General features: G+C 39.4%; 17 protein-coding genes. All 17 read left to right on the top strand.

What is annotated here, in order from left to right; genetic code table 11:
* The first annotated feature begins 6 nt into the window (after nt 1–6).
* Entirely contained in the window at nt 7–1,890 is a 1,884-nt protein-coding gene (locus E7A03_RS00355; RefSeq protein ID WP_287509080.1) for a TIGR03960 family B12-binding radical SAM protein, read from the top strand.
* On the top strand, nt 1,862–2,557 hold the full coding sequence (locus E7A03_RS00360; RefSeq protein ID WP_120055423.1) for a TIGR03936 family radical SAM-associated protein: 696 nt from the start codon (nt 1,862–1,864) through the stop codon (nt 2,555–2,557). The genes E7A03_RS00355 and E7A03_RS00360 overlap by 29 nt, the downstream gene beginning before the upstream one ends.
* Before the next feature lie 34 nt (nt 2,558–2,591).
* The gene (locus tag E7A03_RS00365) at nt 2,592–4,019 is read left to right on the top strand and encodes an Rne/Rng family ribonuclease (RefSeq protein ID WP_105086661.1); all 1,428 of its coding nucleotides are present in this window, start codon (nt 2,592–2,594) and stop codon (nt 4,017–4,019) included.
* A gap of 28 nt (nt 4,020–4,047) precedes the next feature.
* Nucleotides 4,048–4,623 carry a manganese efflux pump MntP gene (locus tag E7A03_RS00370; protein ID WP_287509082.1) on the top strand — a complete coding sequence of 192 codons (576 nt, stop codon included), beginning with the start codon at nt 4,048–4,050 and terminating at the stop codon, nt 4,621–4,623.
* A 200-nt stretch (nt 4,624–4,823) separates the two neighbouring features.
* A complete protein-coding gene (gene rplU, locus E7A03_RS00375; protein WP_105086659.1) occupies nt 4,824–5,135 on the top strand; it encodes a 50S ribosomal protein L21 in 312 nt (103 codons plus the stop codon).
* Nucleotides 5,136–5,137: 2 nt separating this feature from the next.
* A complete protein-coding gene (locus tag E7A03_RS00380; protein WP_004698521.1) occupies nt 5,138–5,452 on the top strand; it encodes a ribosomal-processing cysteine protease Prp in 315 nt (104 codons plus the stop codon).
* A gap of 12 nt (nt 5,453–5,464) precedes the next feature.
* Complete coding sequence (gene rpmA, locus E7A03_RS00385) at nt 5,465–5,749, top strand: 50S ribosomal protein L27 (RefSeq protein WP_004696430.1); 285 nt, start codon at nt 5,465–5,467, stop codon at nt 5,747–5,749.
* Nucleotides 5,750–5,893: 144 nt separating this feature from the next.
* The gene (locus tag E7A03_RS00390) at nt 5,894–6,550 is read left to right on the top strand and encodes an ABC transporter ATP-binding protein (protein WP_119563216.1); all 657 of its coding nucleotides are present in this window, start codon (nt 5,894–5,896) and stop codon (nt 6,548–6,550) included.
* Nucleotides 6,547–7,311 carry an ABC transporter permease gene (locus E7A03_RS00395; protein ID WP_004698663.1) on the top strand — a complete coding sequence of 255 codons (765 nt, stop codon included), beginning with the start codon at nt 6,547–6,549 and terminating at the stop codon, nt 7,309–7,311. The genes E7A03_RS00390 and E7A03_RS00395 overlap by 4 nt, the downstream gene beginning before the upstream one ends.
* Nucleotides 7,312–7,604: 293 nt before the next feature.
* Nucleotides 7,605–8,627, top strand: a complete 1,023-nt coding sequence (locus E7A03_RS00400) for a FecCD family ABC transporter permease (protein WP_287509084.1) — start codon at nt 7,605–7,607, stop codon at nt 8,625–8,627.
* 1 nt (nt 8,628) lies between these two features.
* On the top strand, nt 8,629–9,627 hold the full coding sequence (locus E7A03_RS00405) for a FecCD family ABC transporter permease (protein ID WP_120055417.1): 999 nt from the start codon (nt 8,629–8,631) through the stop codon (nt 9,625–9,627).
* A gap of 14 nt (nt 9,628–9,641) precedes the next feature.
* On the top strand, nt 9,642–10,451 hold the full coding sequence (locus E7A03_RS00410) for an ABC transporter ATP-binding protein (protein ID WP_120055415.1): 810 nt from the start codon (nt 9,642–9,644) through the stop codon (nt 10,449–10,451).
* A 1-nt stretch (nt 10,452) separates the two neighbouring features.
* Nucleotides 10,453–11,541, top strand: coding sequence for an ABC transporter substrate-binding protein (locus E7A03_RS00415; protein ID WP_024061977.1), 1,089 nt, complete (start codon nt 10,453–10,455; stop codon nt 11,539–11,541).
* Nucleotides 11,542–11,851: 310 nt separating this feature from the next.
* The gene (hydG, locus tag E7A03_RS00420; RefSeq protein WP_077708570.1) at nt 11,852–13,270 is read left to right on the top strand and encodes a [FeFe] hydrogenase H-cluster radical SAM maturase HydG; all 1,419 of its coding nucleotides are present in this window, start codon (nt 11,852–11,854) and stop codon (nt 13,268–13,270) included.
* Nucleotides 13,271–13,464: 194 nt separating this feature from the next.
* A complete protein-coding gene (gene recJ, locus E7A03_RS00425; RefSeq protein WP_077708569.1) occupies nt 13,465–15,447 on the top strand; it encodes a single-stranded-DNA-specific exonuclease RecJ in 1,983 nt (660 codons plus the stop codon).
* 11 nt (nt 15,448–15,458) lie between these two features.
* On the top strand, nt 15,459–17,699 hold the full coding sequence (locus E7A03_RS00430; RefSeq protein WP_205112504.1) for a RelA/SpoT family protein: 2,241 nt from the start codon (nt 15,459–15,461) through the stop codon (nt 17,697–17,699).
* A complete protein-coding gene (locus E7A03_RS00435; protein ID WP_287509087.1) occupies nt 17,699–18,334 on the top strand; it encodes an MBL fold metallo-hydrolase in 636 nt (211 codons plus the stop codon). Before E7A03_RS00430 ends, E7A03_RS00435 begins: the two co-directional genes overlap by 1 nt.
* Nucleotides 18,335–18,347 lie beyond the last annotated feature (13 nt).

Raw genomic sequence — 18,347 nt, forward strand, 5'->3', positions numbered from 1 at the left:
GGATGTATGATTCAATTAGATGCGTCATGGTTACAACATGTCCAAAAGCCCGCTCGTTACACGGGCGGCGAATACAATAGTATCGTGAAAGATCACAGTACTGTTGATGTAACTATGGCTTTAGGTTTTCCCGATGTGTACGAAGTGGCCATGAGTCATTTGGGCATCAAGATTTTGTATGGTCTCGTAAACCGTCGTGAAGATGCGGTAGCCGAGCGCGTATTTGCACCGTGGCACGATATGGAAGAGGAAATGCGCAAGCGTAATATTCCATTATTTTCCTTAGAAACACGTACGCCTATTAAAGACTTTGATGTGTTAGCATTTACGCTTCAATATGAAATGAGTTTTACTAACATTTTAAATATGCTCGATTTAGCAGGCATTCCTATGTATGCTAAGGAGCGTGATTTAGATTTTCCACTGCTTGTATGCGGTGGCCCTTGTGCGTATAATGTAGAGCCTATTGCTGATTTCTTTGATATCGTATCCCTCGGTGAATCCGAAGAGTGGGGCGATGAATTCATCGACTTATTTAAAGCAGAAAAAGCCAAAGGCTTCCCAGGTGGCAAAGAAGGCTTTTTGCGTAAAGTAGCCCAAATTCCTGGCACATATTGTCCGGCTTTATACGATGTAGAATACACCGAACAAGGCGATTTTAAATCGATTACGCCGCGTTTCGAAGACGTACCTGCAACCGTTGAGAAACGTATTATAGAGGATGTAGAGAATGTATTCTATCCAACAAAGCCTGTTGTACCGTTCCTTGATATAGTGCATGACCGTGCTGTATTGGAGTTATTCCGTGGCTGTACGCGTGGTTGTCGTTTCTGTCAGGCCGGTATGCTCTATCGTCCGGTTCGTGAAAAGACGCCAGAACGTTTGTTACAGATTGCTAAAGATACAATTGCCAATACGGGGTACAATGAAATATCCTTGATGAGTTTGAGCTCTGCGGACTATTCTAAATTGCCTGAACTCGTAGATATGCTCATGGAAGAGTTTAAAGATAAACAAGTTAGCGTTAGCTTACCGTCATTGCGTATTGATAGCTTCTCTATCGATATTGCGAAAAAGGTACAGCAAGTGCGCAAGAGTGGTCTTACCTTTGCGCCTGAAGCAGGTACGCAACGGATGCGTGACGTTATCAATAAGGGCGTTAGTGAAGAAGATTTGTTGGCCGCATGTACTAATGCCTTCAAATCAGGATGGAACACGGTTAAATTGTATTTTATGATGGGGCTTCCTACAGAAACAGACGAAGATTTGGCTGGTATTGCAGATCTTGCGTACAAGGTGCTTGACTTGCACCGTGATATTACAGGCAAACGTAATGGTTCTGTAACGGTGAGCGTATCCTTCTTCGTACCAAAAACACATTCTCCATATCAATGGTATGGTCAAGAAGATGTGGAGGAGATTCATCGTAAACAACGTTACTTGAAGTCTCTCATCAATAATCGTAACATTTCTTATCACTATCATGATGGTTATACTGGCTACATGGAAGCCGCTTTTGCTCGCGGAGATCGTAGACTATCTAAAGTTCTCGTAGAGGCTTGGAAAGCTGGTTGTAAATTTGATGGTTGGACTGAGTTCTTTAACTATGAAGCTTGGTTGAAAGCATTCGCTGACTGCGGATTGGATCCTGCGTATTTTGCACGTCGTACACGAGATTTCGATGAGCCATTGCCTTGGGATCATTTAGATTGTACTGTAAGTAAAGCTTTCTTAAAGCGTGAGTGGGAGCAAGCGGTAGCAGCTAATCTTACAGGCGATTGTCGTCGAGCTCCATGTAAGGGCTGTAATGTATGTCCAGAGCTCAATACAGCTATTATTGACTATAAGGAGGGTGGCAGAGTTGAAAAAGTTACGTTTGGCCTTAAATAAGGGCGAAGAATTACGATTCCTGTCACACCTTGATTATGCTCAAGCTGTAGAGCGGATGATACGTCGAGCAGAAATTAAAATGGCATATTCTGAAGGCTTTAACCCTCATATGAAAATTAGCTTTTCCTCTGCTCTTGCTTTAGGCGTAACGGCAGCGGCTGAATATATCGATATGGATGTGCTTGAAGAGGATAGTTTAGAGTCCATTATGGACCGTTTAAATCGCGTAGCACCTCCAGGACTTGAAGTACTAGACGGTAAAGAAATGCCTGAAAAGGTGAAAAAGATGATGGCCATCTGTAATTTTGCTATCTATGAGGTAACAGGTCCTGTGACAGATGAAAATGCTGATTGGGATGCGTTACTCAAACCTTTTAATGAAGCAACGGAAATTTCTTATGAAAAGGTAACACCTAAGAAAACTCGTACCATTGATGTAAAAGAGTTTGTAAAAGAACCCATCGTAGCCTCCGTTAAGGACGGTATGGTGACCCTTACAATGGGTATCGGCATTTATCCGCAAGGTACTATTAAACCTAGCGAAGTGTGGAATCTAGGTAAGGACCAATATAATTGGCCTATTACAACTAGCTACGAAGTTCACCGTAAAGCAATTATGGTAGAAAATGAAGAAGGCCGTTATACGCCTTTAGAGATTAATTACTAATTATAATTTAGATGACAAAGAAGGGAGGGATAGGATGCATAAAATTTTGGTCAATGTTATGCGCGAAGAAATTCGGATGGCTGTTATAGACGAAGAAGGTCAGCTAGTGGACTTTGTCTTGGAGCGTACCGATGAGTCTCATATGGCAAATCATATGTACAAAGGCACAGTAAAGAATGTATTGAATGGTATGCAAGCGGCCTTTGTTGATATTGGGGGCTCTCAAAATGCGTACTTGAACTTACAACAAGGGAAGGAACAGAAAATTTTGCCACGCTTATCTGTGGGGCAACAAATTCTCGTTCAAGTAGTGAAAGAAGAAATGCTTGGTAAAGGTGCTCGCGTAACTGCTGATGTCAGTTTGGCGGGCCGCTTTATGGTGCTTTTACCGTATTCTGAAGGCATGCATATTTCTAAAAAGATTACTGACGAAGCCTTGCGTGCAAAGTTGCAAGAATTAGCAGCACCTTATGTACAAGAAGGTTGCGGTTTTATTATTCGTACTGCGGCAGCTAAGGCTAGTGCTGATGAAATAGGCCGTGACATGGATTACTTGTGGCGTACATGGCAACATGTGTTGAAGCGCTTTAAGGTGGCTAAGAGCGGTACAGATTTATATAGTGACGCAGATTTCTGGTTCCGTCTTGTGCGGGACTATGCTCATCGCAATGTAGAAGAAATCATCGTCGATTCCGATATGGGTGAAGATCGATTGATGGATCTCTTAGGTCATGGCCCTACATCGCAACAAATTAAAGTAACACGTCATCGCGATAGCACACCTATCTTTAAAGCAAACCATATTGAACCGCAATTAGAAGATCTTATCTCTCGCGATATTAATCTTCCTTCTGGAGGGTCAATCCGTATTGATCATACGGAGGCTCTCACCGTATTTGATGTAAATTCTGCTCATTATACTGGTAAATCTAATAAACTAGAAGATTTAGCTTTTACAGTCAATAAAGAGGCGGCAAAAGAGATCTGTCGTCAATTGCGCTTGCGTGATATCGGTGGTATTATCGTCATCGATTTTATTGATATGAAAGATAAAGAACATCAACAAGAGTTATTAAAATTGTTGGGGGCACAAGCTAAGTTAGATAAAATGAAAACCGTTGTATGCGGCATTAGTTCGCTTGGCCTCGTAGAGATGACGCGAAAACGAGCTCGCCAAGGCTTGCAAACCTTGATGTTTGATACATGCCCTCAATGCGGTGGTACGGGCTATATGTTGTCGGGTCGTACTGTATATATGCAGATTGTGCGTCGCATCCGCGAGTTATTTAAATCAGGACGTATTAAAACGAATCTAGAAATCGAAGTTCATCCGGAGGTGGCTCAGTATTTAACAAAAGCTATTGTCGAGGATTTAGGTGGGTCTATAGGTCGCAAGATTTCTATTGTAGTAAATCCACAAATTAGTCGAGAAGGATATTCCTTGATGGCTATAGCCGAATAAGTAAGTAGTTTGTTTATAGGTGAGTATAGTGTCTATATTTGAAATTGTATTAATTAGTATTGGTCTTGCCATGGATGCTTTTGGCGTATCTATTGGTAAGGGGCTGACAATGCCTGTAGGTGAGAATAGTCGGAAGGTCACTTTGGCCTTTCTCTTTGGCTTGTTTCAGTTCCTAATGCCCCTCATCGGTTGGCTCATAGGACGTCAATTTATCGATGTCATATCTGATTGGGATCACTGGATTATCTTTGGTCTTCTTGGCTATTTAGGTATCGCTATGATTCGAGAAGGGCTTAGCGATGATGATGAAGAGGACGATGATAAGCAATTTTTAGGTGTCTGGGAGATGGTGATGCTCTCCGTAGCAACCAGTCTCGATGCGATGGCTGTAGGGTTGACCTTTGCGTTCTTACCTATTAATGTATGGGAAGCTTCTACCATGATTGGTATTATTACCTTTGGCATTTCTTTAATTGGTGTGTACTTAGGTAAATTTATGGGCCAATTTGTTGGAAAATATGCAGATATAGTTGGTGGAGGTGTATTAATTCTCATCGGTACAAAGATACTCTTACAGTACCTTGGAATTATCGGAGAATTTTAAAGCTCTGTATATATAAGTGTTAAAAACTAGGCGAATTCTGTAGTTTTTGGTTTGACATGATAGTGTAAATAGTATATACTATATCAGTATTAGTTCGGTTTTCTGAACTTTGCAATCCGCGTGAAGCAGGTTTAAACGCCCGACCGAAGTTCGGGTCGGGATACCGAATTCAGCGAGTTCGATAACAAGGAGGTGTTCTCATGTACGCAATTATTAAAACTGGTGGTAAACAATATCGCGTTGCTGAAGGCGATGTAATTACTATCGAAAAATTGGAAGCAGCTGCTAACGATTCCGTTACATTCGAAGAAGTTTTGACTGTAGTGAATGACGGCGACGTTAAAGTTGGCGCTCCTCTTGTAAACGGTGCAAAAGTTACAGGTACAGTTCTTGAGCATGGTAAAGGTAAAAAGATTTTAGTATTCAAATACAAAGCTAAATCCAACTACCGTCGTCGTCAAGGCCATCGTCAACCGTTCACAAAAGTTCGTATTGAATCTATCCAAGCTTAATTATGGTTTCCATTGGAATCCAGCGGAATAGTGATGGTCAAGTTATTGGTTGTCATATGTCCGGTCATGCAGGATATGATGAACATGGCTTCGATATCGTATGTGCTGCAGTGTCTGCCTTATCGGCAACGGCGATGTTAGGCCTCACCCAAATTGCTCAACAAGAAGGTGAGTATACGAATAGCGAAGGTCAATGTGATATAGTTCTCTCTGGTACGATTAATCAGAGTGGACAGGATATTCTGGGGACTATGCTTCTCGGTTTAGAGGAAATTAGCCGTCAATATCCAGAGTTTGTCCAAATTCACGAAATATAGGAGGTGAACTTAATGTTTACTTTTGATTTGCAATTGTTCGCACATAAAAAAGGTGTGTCCAGTACTCGTAATGGTCGTGATAGTGAATCTAAACGTCTTGGTGTTAAATGCCATGATGGTTCCATCGTAAAGAGCGGTAACATCATCGTTCGTCAACGTGGTACTCACTTCCACCCTGGTACTAATGTAGGTATCGGTAAAGATGACACTTTATTCGCACTTGTGCCTGGTAAAGTAGCATTTGAACGTGCTGGTCGTTATAACCGTAAAGTTAGCGTATACCCTGTAGAAGCTTAATTTTACAAGACTATTAATCCCTAGTGGTTTCCACTAGGGATTTTTTATTGTTTATTATGGTGTAAGTTGTATTGGTATAATATAATATAATTTAAAGTGATTATTAAATATATCATAGAGTCTTGAAATATGATCGGAGGCATTATGGCACTATTAGAGTTATCTAATATATCCTATGTTGTAAACGAAAAGTCTATTATCCGTGATGTGTCTCTATCTGTACATGAAGGAGAGTATCTCACTGTTGTAGGCCCTTCTGGTAGTGGTAAAAGTACACTTTTAAAATTATGCAGTGATTTGATTAGTCCTACCTCAGGGATTATTACTTATAATGGACGTGATTTAACCACTATAGATCCAGAAAGTTATCGAAAAGAGGTAGGTTATTGCTTTCAAAGACCTTACTTGTTTGCAAAAACGGTGCGTCGTAATATTTTGTTCCCTTATGATATTCGAGGTATGGAACCTGATATGATTCGTATCAAATATCTTTTCGATTTACTTCATATGCCTATTGAATATCTTGAGCGCCATAATGATGAACTATCTGGTGGAGAAATGCAACGGATTTGTCTCATTCGAAGCCTTATCTTTGAACCTAAAGTATTGCTTTTAGATGAGGTTACCTCTGCATTAGATGCTGTTAACACGGCTATCGTGGAACAGGTAATCGATGAACTTCATAATAATGGGATGACCATCATAGCAATAACACATAGTGAGGAACAAAGCTTACGTAAGGCTAATCGCCGCATTACAATTGTAGATGGATCATTAGCTAAAGAGGAGGTATTACGGTGAGTCAATTTCATGCTATTTCAGCCATGTCATTATGTCTTGCATCTATATTAGTTATTATAAGTATGTTTATGTCCTATCGGCAGGAGTTGAAGTTAGAGAAAGATATTTTTATAAGTGCTTTACGAGCTACCATACAGTTATTTGCCATAGGCTTTATTTTAGCTTATATTTTTAGTACTGAAAGTCCTATATTCATAATCGGATTATTAGGTTTTATGGCTATTAATGCAGCCTATAATTCTTCTAAACGCGGTAAGGGAATACCATATGCATTGTGGATTTCTTGGTTTGCCATAACCGTAGGTGCAAGCATTACATTATCGATTTTGCTTCTAACAGGTGTGCTTAACTTTACTGCTTATCAGGTGATTCCTGTTGGAGGGATGGTTATTAGTGGAGCTATGGTGGCAATTGGCCTTTGTTATCGACAAATGCTATCAAATTTTGAGTTACGCCAACAAGAGGTGGAAATTAAACTAGCGTTAGGAAGTACGCCTAAGCAAGCGTCAAAAGCCATCGTGCGAGATGTTATAAAGACTGGATTGCAACCTACTGTAGATAGCGCTAAGACTTTAGGAATCGTGGCTTTACCAGGAATGATGACAGGTCTAATCTTAGCGGGAATGCCTCCACTTGAAGCTGTAAAATATCAAATGATCGTGACATTTATGAGTTTATCTACTATATCGATTGCTTGCTTTATTACTTGTCAATTAGCGTATAGAGCATTTTTTAATAATAGGAATCAATTAAATAGGTAAATTTAGTACTTTAAATATATTTTATTGTACATCAAATCAGAATATTTACTCATAACTTAGAGTAGTAGCCTTAAGGTTACTGCTCTTTTTTTATAGAAATAATGTTTATATATGATTATAGGAATAAAAATTGTTGGATATAATTCTGTATAGTTATAAAGATTTACTTATTTTGTTTTTAACATTGCATTATTGCTATAAATGATACTGAGATTTATTATTGAAATAGATAGAGCATTGTTGATATAATGTATCAGTAAATTCTATAGTATTTCGTATTGTAAGGAGTTCTTATGAGCAATTATGACGTAGAAACAAGGGGAGGGCGCGCAGCTAAAACTACGCTACTAGGTATACTGGCTTTAGCTATTTTAATTGCCACATCTCTTGGTTCACTCTTCATTGGGATACGCTATATCAGCCTAGATGATATTATTTTATCCTTTACTAACTATGATCCTAATAGTATAGGTCAGATGATCGTTCAAACATTGCGCTTGCCACGTATGATAGCAGGTATCGTTGTAGGTATCAGCTTTGCCGTATCAGGTGCACTGATGCAAGGTGTTACCAACAATCCTATGGCAAGTCCTTCTATTTTGGGGATTAACGCAGGTGCCAGTTTTGGTTTAGCTGTTGGGATGATTTTATTTCCTTATTTAACCTTAAATGGAAGTATTTTGTTTTCCTTCGGTGGGGCCGCATTGGCAACACTGTTCATTTTAGCTCTTGCTAAACGCGTAGGTGGTAAAGCTACTCCTGTATATCTTGCACTTGCAGGTACGGCTATTAGTGCAGTATTTGTGGCTGTTACACATATGCTTGTTGTGTACTTCCAAGTGGCACAAGAGTTAAGCTTTTGGACTGCAGGCGGTATTAGTGGTATTCGTATGGAACAAGTATTACTCGTATTACCTTGGACACTCATTGGTATTCTTATTGTCATGTACGTATCTAAATCTGTTACGCTCTTAAGCTTTGGCGAAGAGGTAGCTATTGGTCTTGGCAGTAATTTAAATCGTGTACGTGTATTATCTGGTTTGACTGTACTTATTCTTAGCGGTTCTGCTGTTGCTCTAGCCGGTCCGATCGGCTTTGTAGGTCTCGTTATTCCACATATAACACGTAAACTGGTAGGCATCGATTATCGTCTTGTAATTCCATTCTCTGCACTCTTTGGTGCAGTACTTGTTATGATTGCTGACGTTGTAGCTCGTATCGTAAATCCTCCATTCGAAACACCATTAGGTGCCATTACTGCTCTTGTAGGTGTTCCATTCTTTATTTATTTAGCAAATCGTAAGGGAGGAAAATAAGATGAAAAAACGCTTTTTTGCCTACTCTTTCGTTATGACGCTCATGTTGTTAGGTGCCATGTATGGACATCTTCATACAGGCTTTAGTGATATGTCTACATCTGATCTTATTCGCATTCTCTTTGGCGGTGGTAATGATGTAGAAAAACTCACAGTTTTTGATTTCCGTTTAGTTCGCACCATCTTGGCTGTATTTATTGGTATGGGCCTTGCTATGTCTGGTGCAATTTTTCAAACTATATCTCGGAATGAATTGGCTAGTCCAAGCTTGTTAGGCGTAAATGCTGGTGCTGGTTTAGGTGTAGTTCTTTTAGTATATTTTGCAGGTTCTACAACGGCGTGGGGGATTTGGACATTACCTACTGTTGCCGTAGCTGGGGCTGTTGTGGCAGCGATTTTAATTTATCTTCTATCTTGTCGCGGTAGAGATATTATTTCTCCATATCGTTTAATCTTAACAGGTATCTCTATGAGTGCAGGACTCCATGCATTGCAAGTCTTACTCGTAACGCGTTTGGACCCTAATAAATTTTATTTAGTTAATACTTGGACCATCGGCACTATTTCGGGTAATACATGGGAGCATGTATGGGTGCTTGCGCCAGTTGTCATTGTATTATCACTCATTCTCTATGCCCGTTATATGGAGCTAAATTTATTGAGCCTAGCTGATGAAACAGCGATTGGGCTTGGTGTACATATAAATCGCTCTAGATTTGTATACCTTATTATTGCAGTTCTTTTATCTGGGTTCTGTGTAGCTATCGGTGGCAGCATTGGTTTTGTAGGGCTTATTTCCCCGCATATTGCACGCCGCTTAGTCGGTGCCGATCATGCCTATTTCTTGCCATTAACAGGTCTAATTGGAGCTATTTTAGTGGTCACTGCTGACTGGATTGGCCGATCCATTATTGCGCCTGATGAAATCCTCTTAGGGATTATTGTAGCTTTAATCGGGGCACCATACTTCTTGTATATTCTAGCAAAAACAAAAGCGTAAAAGGGGAAATATAAATGAAATTAGAAGTTAAAAACCTAACTACTGGTTACGGTGATACAAAAATTATAGAGAACTTAAATCTTACGATTCCAGAAGGCAAGGTAACAGCATTAATTGGTGCTAATGGTTGTGGTAAATCTACTTTACTAAAAACTATTTGTCGTATTATTCGACCAATGGATGGCGATGTCTTACTAGATGGTAAATCTATCGGTTCTTATGGTAGTAGAGAACTAGCAAAAAAGGTTGCTATTTTGCCTCAAAATCCAACGGCACCTGGTGAAATTACAGTTCGTGAACTTGTTATGTACGGTCGTGCACCGCATCAAGGCAGCTTATTTGCCCGTACTACAAAAGAGGATAAAGAAATTGTAGAGTGGGCTTTGAAGGAGACTGAATTACTTCAGTTTGCAGATCGTGGCATTACAAATATGTCTGGGGGGCAACGGCAACGCGCATGGATTGCCATGGCTATCGCTCAAAATACAGACATTCTATTCCTTGACGAGCCTACTAGCTTCCTTGATGTATCTCACCAAATGGATGTATTACATTTAGTAGAGCATTTGAATAAAGCTTATAACAAAACGATTGTTATGGTTATTCACGAACTTAATGAAGCCGCTCGTTTTGCTGATAATTTAGTTGCCATGAAGGATGGAAAAATTCAATACGAAGGTACGCCTCATACTATCTTCCATAATGAAATGTTGAAGGATGTATTTGGTGTAGATTCTACAATCATGAATGACCCTAAGACAGATCGTCCGTTCTGTATTCCTTATTCTATGAAAAATTATGGCCATACGGCACGTGAGGTGTAGTATGAAGCGTTTGTTAATTTCTGGTCTTTTGGGGGCTTGTATGCTCATGGGAATTGCAGGATGTGGTCCACAGGAAAATGGTATGACTCATGAAGCTATCTATGCTAATCTTGATGATAAGGTAAAAACAGCCCTTGAACGGTCAAATGATCCGAAAGACATTGATAAAGAGTTTAAGAAGCGATTAACGGCTATCCAAAAGGCAGCAGATAAAATTGTTACTGTTGAAGGAGATAAGATTATTGTCACTCATAAGCTCGGGACAACAGTTATGCCCAAAGAACATAAACGTATCGTGGTTGTTCGGACAGAAGATCCTATGATTGCATTAGATGAATCTTTTATAGGGGCAAATTTTAATGAAAAAAGCTATCTTTATAATGAATTAAGTAATCGTAATGTTCAAAATTTTAGTATTAATGATGAAACAAAGACTATCAACTATGAGCAGATTCAGGCTTTAAAACCGGATTTGATTATTATGCGTGACTCTTATGGCAAAGCGGCATATAATGCACTTTCTAAAATTGCTCCAACCATTTCTGTCAACGTAAATAAGGAAGAAGTTGCACTACTAACTATTGCTAAAGCACTTGGGGTCCCTGAAAAAGGGGAAGCTCGTTTGAAAGAATATTATTCACAGGCTAAGAAAACACGGATAGCTTTAGCTGAACATATGCAAGGGGAAACCGTAGCTTTTCTAAGAATTTTAAATAAAGAAATACGATTGTATCCGTATATGAAAAGCGATTTGAATGTCTTTATGGCTGAATTACTTAATATTAAACCGCCTGATATGGTATTAGAAACAGAACTTAACCCTACGAACAATGCGATTTCTTTAGAGCGATTACCCGATCTTGATGCAGGCTATTTAATCGTTTCTGCTGGTTACGGTGCTTCTAGTGCTAATAATCAAGGTGTAGCAGACCAACGATTGGCAAATCTTAAAAAAGATGAGTTGTGGAAAAATTTGCCTGCTGTAAAAGCCGATCATGTATTGCAAGTGGATAGTACTTTGTGGATGGCCCATGGTATTATTGCGAAAGAACGTGCTATGAAAGAGCTGTATGATACATGGGGAGAATAGGACTAAATACATTTGTAATATATAGTTAGTACTATTATGTAAGGGTTTATCTCGTGTAAAAATACATACATACATTTTAGTCATGTTCGATATAGATAATCGATATAGATTAGAAACTCCCATGATATAAAGGTTGCTTCCTCTTATGAGGTGGCAACCTTTTTGCATGTATCAAATTCCTGTGCTTTTTAGTAGGAATAGTGGTATACTATGTACAGTATCAGTGAAATACCAGAAGACTGGTTGTCATATACTTTCATAAACCTAAAGAGGGGTGGCATTGCCACTAGAAAGATTTGAGGTAAGTACTATGTATGATGTAAAATCTCCAAAGGCGGAGGAATTTATTTCCCATCAGGAAATCCTTGACACACTTGCCTATGCAGAGGAAAACAAGGAAAATAGGGAGTTGTTAGATGCTATTTTAGCGAAAGCTGCTACATTTAAGGGATTAAACCACCGAGAAGCAGCAGTTCTCTTAGAATGTCCGTTACCTGAATATAAGGAAAAGCTTTTTGCTTTAGCAAAGGAAATCAAGAAGGCTATCTACGGCGATCGTATTGTTCTATTTGCACCGTTATACTTGTCTAACTATTGTATCAATGGATGTGTGTATTGTCCGTACCACTCCAAAAACCGCGATATTAAACGTAAAAAATTAACGCAAGACCAAATCAGAGAAGAGGTTATTGCGTTAGAAGCGATGGGCCATAAGCGTATTGTAATTGAGTCTGGTGAAGATCCTCTTAATAATCCACTGGAATATATTTTGGAATCCATCAAGACGATTTACAGTATCAAAAATAAAAATGGTGAAATCCGCCGTGTAAACGTAAATATTGCAGCTTGTTCCGTTGAGGACTACAAAAAATTACATGAAGCTGGTATTGGCACGTATACATTATTCCAAGAAACATATAATAAAGAAAACTATGAAGCTTTACATCCTACAGGCCCTAAGAGCGACTACGCCTACCATACAGAGGCGATGGACCGCGCTATGCAAGGTGGTATTGATGATGTAGGCATCGGAGTTCTTTATGGTTTGGAACATTATAAATACGATTTCGTTGGTTTGTTGATGCACGCAGAACATTTAGAGGCTGTGTATGGGGTAGGTCCACATACTATTTCTGTACCTCGTATTTGTCCAGCGGATGATATCGATGTAGATGATTTCAGTAATGCTGTACCTGATGATGTATTTGAAAAAATTGTTGCTCTTATCCGCGTCTCCACACCGTATACAGGTATGATTATGTCCACTCGTGAAAGTCAATCCATGCGTGAACGTGGCTTGGCATTAGGTATCTCCCAAATTAGTGGTGGATCTCGTACTAGTGTAGGTGGTTACAAAGAAGAAGAAAAGCCAGAAGATAATACGGCACAATTCGATCGTAGTGATACGCGTACATTAGATGAAATCGTTAACTGGTTGCTAGACCTTGGGTATGTTCCAAGCTTCTGTACTGCTTGTTATCGTGCAGGTAGAACTGGGGATCGATTCATGGCTCTTGCAAAATCCGGTCAAATTCACAACTGTTGTCAACCAAATGCGTTGATGACATTGAACGAATATATCATGGATTACGGCAATGATGAAACTAAGGCTCATGGTTCTAAGGTTATTGAACAACAGTTAGAAAATATCAAAAATGATTTAGTTAAAGATAAAGCTAAAGCTTATATTGCACAGATGAAAGACGGCGAACGGGACTTCCGGTTCTAAGGAATTCACTGATATGGAGCCTCCTATTGATAATAGGAGGCTCTTTCTTGTTGAGAAAATAGCAAGCTTTAAATGAGAATAAAATATATAAAATAGTTTATTTTATTTGCATTTTAAGGTATAATAAATAAAAATGATAATGATAATACGTTGAATTCAAGAATAATATTGATTATAAACTACTGAGGGATATGATGATTAAGAAAAAACGTTGGCGCCTTTGTAAAGGTGATCAAGAGAAAGAGAATATCTTAATCCGTGAACTTGGTGTAAACCCTATTGTGGCTAAATTAATGGTGAATCGTCACATTGATGTAGACGAAGGTCGTCAGTTTTTACAAGGTACTTTGTCAGATTTGTTAGATCCATTTACATTAAAAGATATGGATGTGGCTGTTTCACTAGTTCTGGAAACAATTGAAAGTCACAAACCAATCGTCATTTATGGTGATTATGATGTAGATGGTATTACTGCAACATCAGTACTTTATCGATTTTTAAAGAAATTAGGTGCCGATGTTACCTATTACATACCAGAACGTCAAAGTGAAGGGTATGGCCTCAATTTAGAGGCTTTAGAGCACCTTATTGAACGGGGAACGGCTTTAGTCATTACTGTAGACTGCGGCATTAGTTCTTACGATATTGTAGAGGCTGTACGAGACCGCATCGATATGATTATTACGGATCACCATACGGCTCCTGATATGATTCCACGAGCCAAGGCCGTTATAAATCATAAGCAAAAGGACTGTCCATATAAGGATAAAAACTTATCTGGAGTAGGTGTTGCTTTTAAGTTATGCCAAGCCTTGTGGCTTACAAAGCACGGAGAATGGTACTTAGATGATTTAGATATCGTTGCACTTGGCACTGTGGCAGATGTAGTGCCTTTGGTCGGTGAGAACCGTATCATTGTAAAATCAGGCCTTGAGAAGATGAATAGGGAACCTAACTTGGGGATTAAAAAGCTTATTGATGTAGCTGGGCTTCATGAACGAACTATTACATCTGGACATATTGGTTTTACCTTAGCACCTCGTCTTAATGCAGCGGGTCGCGTAACGCATGCAACGCGTGCAGTTGAATTACTTGTGACCGATGACGAGGATATAGTAGAGGCAATTGCGGAGGAACTAAATGAAACGAACCGTGAACGACAAGAGTTAGAACGAAATATTCATGAGTTGGCTCGTGTTGATGTAGCTAATCAAGGACATAAAGCTGATTATGTAACTATTGTGGCCGGCGAAGAGTGGCATCCAGGAGTCATTGGTATTGTTGCTTCTCGTCTAGTAGAGGAGTTTTACAAGCCAACCTTAGTCATCAGTATTCATGATGGCGTTGGTAAAGGCTCGTGCCGTAGTATAGATGGCTTTAACATATATGATGCATTAAAATCTTGTGAGGATATCTTGCTACAGTTTGGCGGGCATGCTGCGGCAGCAGGCTTTAGCATCGATGCAAATCGTATTGATGAGTTACGAGAACGGTTAACCAAGTATTGCAAAGCAGTTATTACAGATGAGGAATATATTCCTGTGGTTGCTATTGATGCGGAACTACCTGTTGATGATATCGATGTCGATATCATTGACCGCGTATCAGACCTTGAACCTTATGGAATGGCCAATAGCACGCCAGTCTTTGCTATTATGGAAGCTACCGTGCAAGATATTATGCTCATGGGCCAATTAAAAAATCATTGTAAGATAATATTTGAAACTTCGAATGGTACATTAGATGCTATAGCTTGGAATCGTCCAGACTTATTTAAATTTATCTTTGTGGGAACTGTGGTAAAAGTGGCATTTTCTTTGCAAAAGAATGAATGGCAAGGCATGGTTTCTCCGCAACTCATGATTCAAGCTATTGAACCATTGACTGAAGAGCCGATTAAGCTTTCTACAGAAGGGCTTAGACAAATGTATGTCATAATAAAACAGTCCATGCGAGGTCGTAGTCAATCGGTTTATAATGTAGAACAAGATATATTGCGCCGTAAGCCGGCAGATCAGAATAATCGCAGTGCTCTAACATCTATTGATGTATTTAAAGAATTGGGCATTGTTGAAGAATATACAAGTGATGATGGTCAATTAATGCTTAGATGGAACGCCATTGAAGGAAAATTAGATCTTGTCACATCCGTAACATTCCTTACTTATAGTGTATAGGAGGTGACATCATGACAACTGTAAATGAAGAAGGCAAAGCTTTAGTGGAACAAAGTACATTTGATAAAAGTAAAGCCTTAGCCGAGTTTATGGAGTATATCCATACGTATTTAACAGATGATGAGTGTGGCCAAGTATTGAAAGCTTTTGAGCTTGCTGATAAGGCTCATGAAGGTCAGTTTAGAGCTTCCGGTGAACCGTATATCATGCATCCTTTAGCTGTAGCTGATATTTTGGCACATTTACAAATCGACCATATTACACTCATGGCAGCTCTTATGCATGATGTGGTTGAAGATACATCTTACTCGAAGGAAGACCTAGAGGAGATGTTTGGCTCTGAAGTAGCATTCCTCGTTGATGGGGTAACAAAATTAAACCAATTCCAGTATGAAACAAAAGAAGATCGCCAAATGGAAAACTATCGAAAGATGATTTTAGCTATGGCGAAGGACGTACGTGTCGTAGTTATTAAATTGGGTGATCGCTTACATAATATGCGCACCTTAAAGCATATGCGTAGTGACAAACAAAAACGTATTGCTAAGGAAACCCTAGAAATCTTTGCACCTTTGGCACATCGTCTTGGTATCTTTAATGTGAAATGGGAGTTGGAAGATTTATCCTTCCGTTATTTAGAGCCGGAAAAATACTATGATCTAGTCGATCAAATGAAACAAAAACGCCAAGTCAGGGAAGACATCGTTAATGATACGATGAGGCAACTTACAAAGGCCTTAAGTGAAGCTCATATCAAGGCGGATATCAAAGGTCGTCCAAAACATTTCTACAGTATTTATAAGAAGATGAAAAAGGACAATCGTGATTTATCCCAAATTTATGATTTGCTTGCCGTTCGTGTGATCGTTGATAGCATCCCTGATTGTTATGCAGTACTTGGCATTGCACATAGCTTGTGGAAGCCATTGCCTTATCGCTTCAAAGATTATATTTCCATGCCGAAGTCTAATATGTATCAATCCTTGCATACAACCGTTATCGGCACGATGGGGCAACCGGTAGAGATTCAAATCCGTACTTGGGAAATGCACCGTGTATCTGAATATGGTGTGGCTGCTCACTGGCGATATAAAGAAGGAAATAAAAACGGCGATAAAGAATTTGATCAAAAGGTTGCATGGCTGCGCCAGGTTCTTGAATGGCAAGATACTAGTAATCCAACGGAACTCGTTAATGCTTTGAAATTAGACGTTTTCTCTGGTGAGGTATTTGTATTTACGCCAAAGGGCGATGTTGTTAAGTTGCCAATAGGCTCTGTACCGCTTGACTTTGCCTATCGAGTTCATACCGATGTAGGTCATCATTGTGTTGGTGCTAAGGTAAACGGCAAAATTGTGCCGTTGGATTATACCTTGCAAAATGGTGATATTGTTGATATCATCACATCTAAAACAGGTCGTCCTAGCCTTGATTGGTTGAATATCGTAGGTTCTTCTGAAAGTAAGAGCAAAATTCGCAATTGGTTCAAGCGCGAAAATAAAGCTGAAAATATTGAAAAAGGCTTAGAAGCTCTTGAAAAAGAAGCGAAACGATTGAATCATAGTTGGAAAGAATTATGTGCAGACAACCGTTTACAACATGTAACGAAACAACTTAAAGCCGGTACAGAAGAGGAAATGTTTGCAGCCTGTGGCTATGGCGGCATTCCTGTAAGCACGGTTCTCTTGCGTTTAATTGAACTTTATAAAAAGTCTAAAGAGGTAGAGGAATCTAAGCGCAGTACAGAGCAAATTATTGAGAAATTAAAATCTCAAGGACAAAAGAAAACTAAAAATGGCACTGGTGTTCTCGTAAAAGGTGAAGCTGGTGTGATGGTGCGTATGGCGAAATGCTGTAATCCTGTACCTGGTGATGATATTATAGGTTACATAACCCGTGGTCGTGGTGTTTCTATTCACCGCTGTGATTGCCCTAGCATGGGCCATTCTCCTGAAGACTTAGAGCGGATGATAGAAGTCTCTTGGGACGGTTCTTCTGGCGAATCTTTCCACGTAGGTATTGATATTCAAGCTTATGATCGAGCTGGTATTCTCATGGAGGTTATGGCGGTGCTTTCAGAATTGAAAATCACCATTACTAACATCAATGCTAAGGTTCAAGAAGATACAAAAAATGTAAGCATCAATTTGGTGGTTGATATTCGGGATATTTCGCAACTAGATTTCGTAATGACTAAATTGCGTCGTATTCGTGAAGTGTATACTGTTCAACGTAGTAAAGGAGGGGCTTAATGAGCGAACAACAATTAGTGCTTATGCGCATGCCTTTAGGTCCACTAGGAACAAATTGCTATGTTATCGGTGATAAAGCGATAGGTGAAGCTTTCATTATCGATCCTGCAACAGCTGAAGTACTAGATGCGCTAAAAAAACATGACTTAAAGCCGAAGGCGGTTGTACTGACACATGGTCATGGAGATCATATTGGTGGCATTCAAGAGATTGTAAACACCTATCATGTGCCTGTATATATTCATAAAGGCGATGTACCGTATTTATCTGATCCTGAACTTAATCTCAGTGTTTATAGCAATCCAACGCCAATTAAGGTAAAAGCGGAAATCATCGAGGTCAAACAAGGTGATCACATTACATGTGGTGATATCGATCTTGAGGTGCTAGAAACACCAGGTCATACGCCAGGAGGGGTGTGTTATTACATGGAAGGTCTTGTATTTGTAGGGGATACTCTATTCAGGGATTCCGTAGGCCGTACAGATTTTCCAAATGGTTCTTATGAGACCCTGATATCATCGATTAAGACTCAGCTATATAGATTGCCTGATAATACAATGGTTTATCCTGGTCATGGACCGGAAACAAATATAGGGTATGAAAAACAATACAACCCATTCGTTGGTCAGTAGGTTTAAACGAATT

The organism is Veillonella parvula, from assembly GCF_032472435.1.
In the GTDB taxonomy this organism is placed as follows: Bacteria; Bacillota; Negativicutes; order Veillonellales; family Veillonellaceae; genus Veillonella; species Veillonella parvula_N.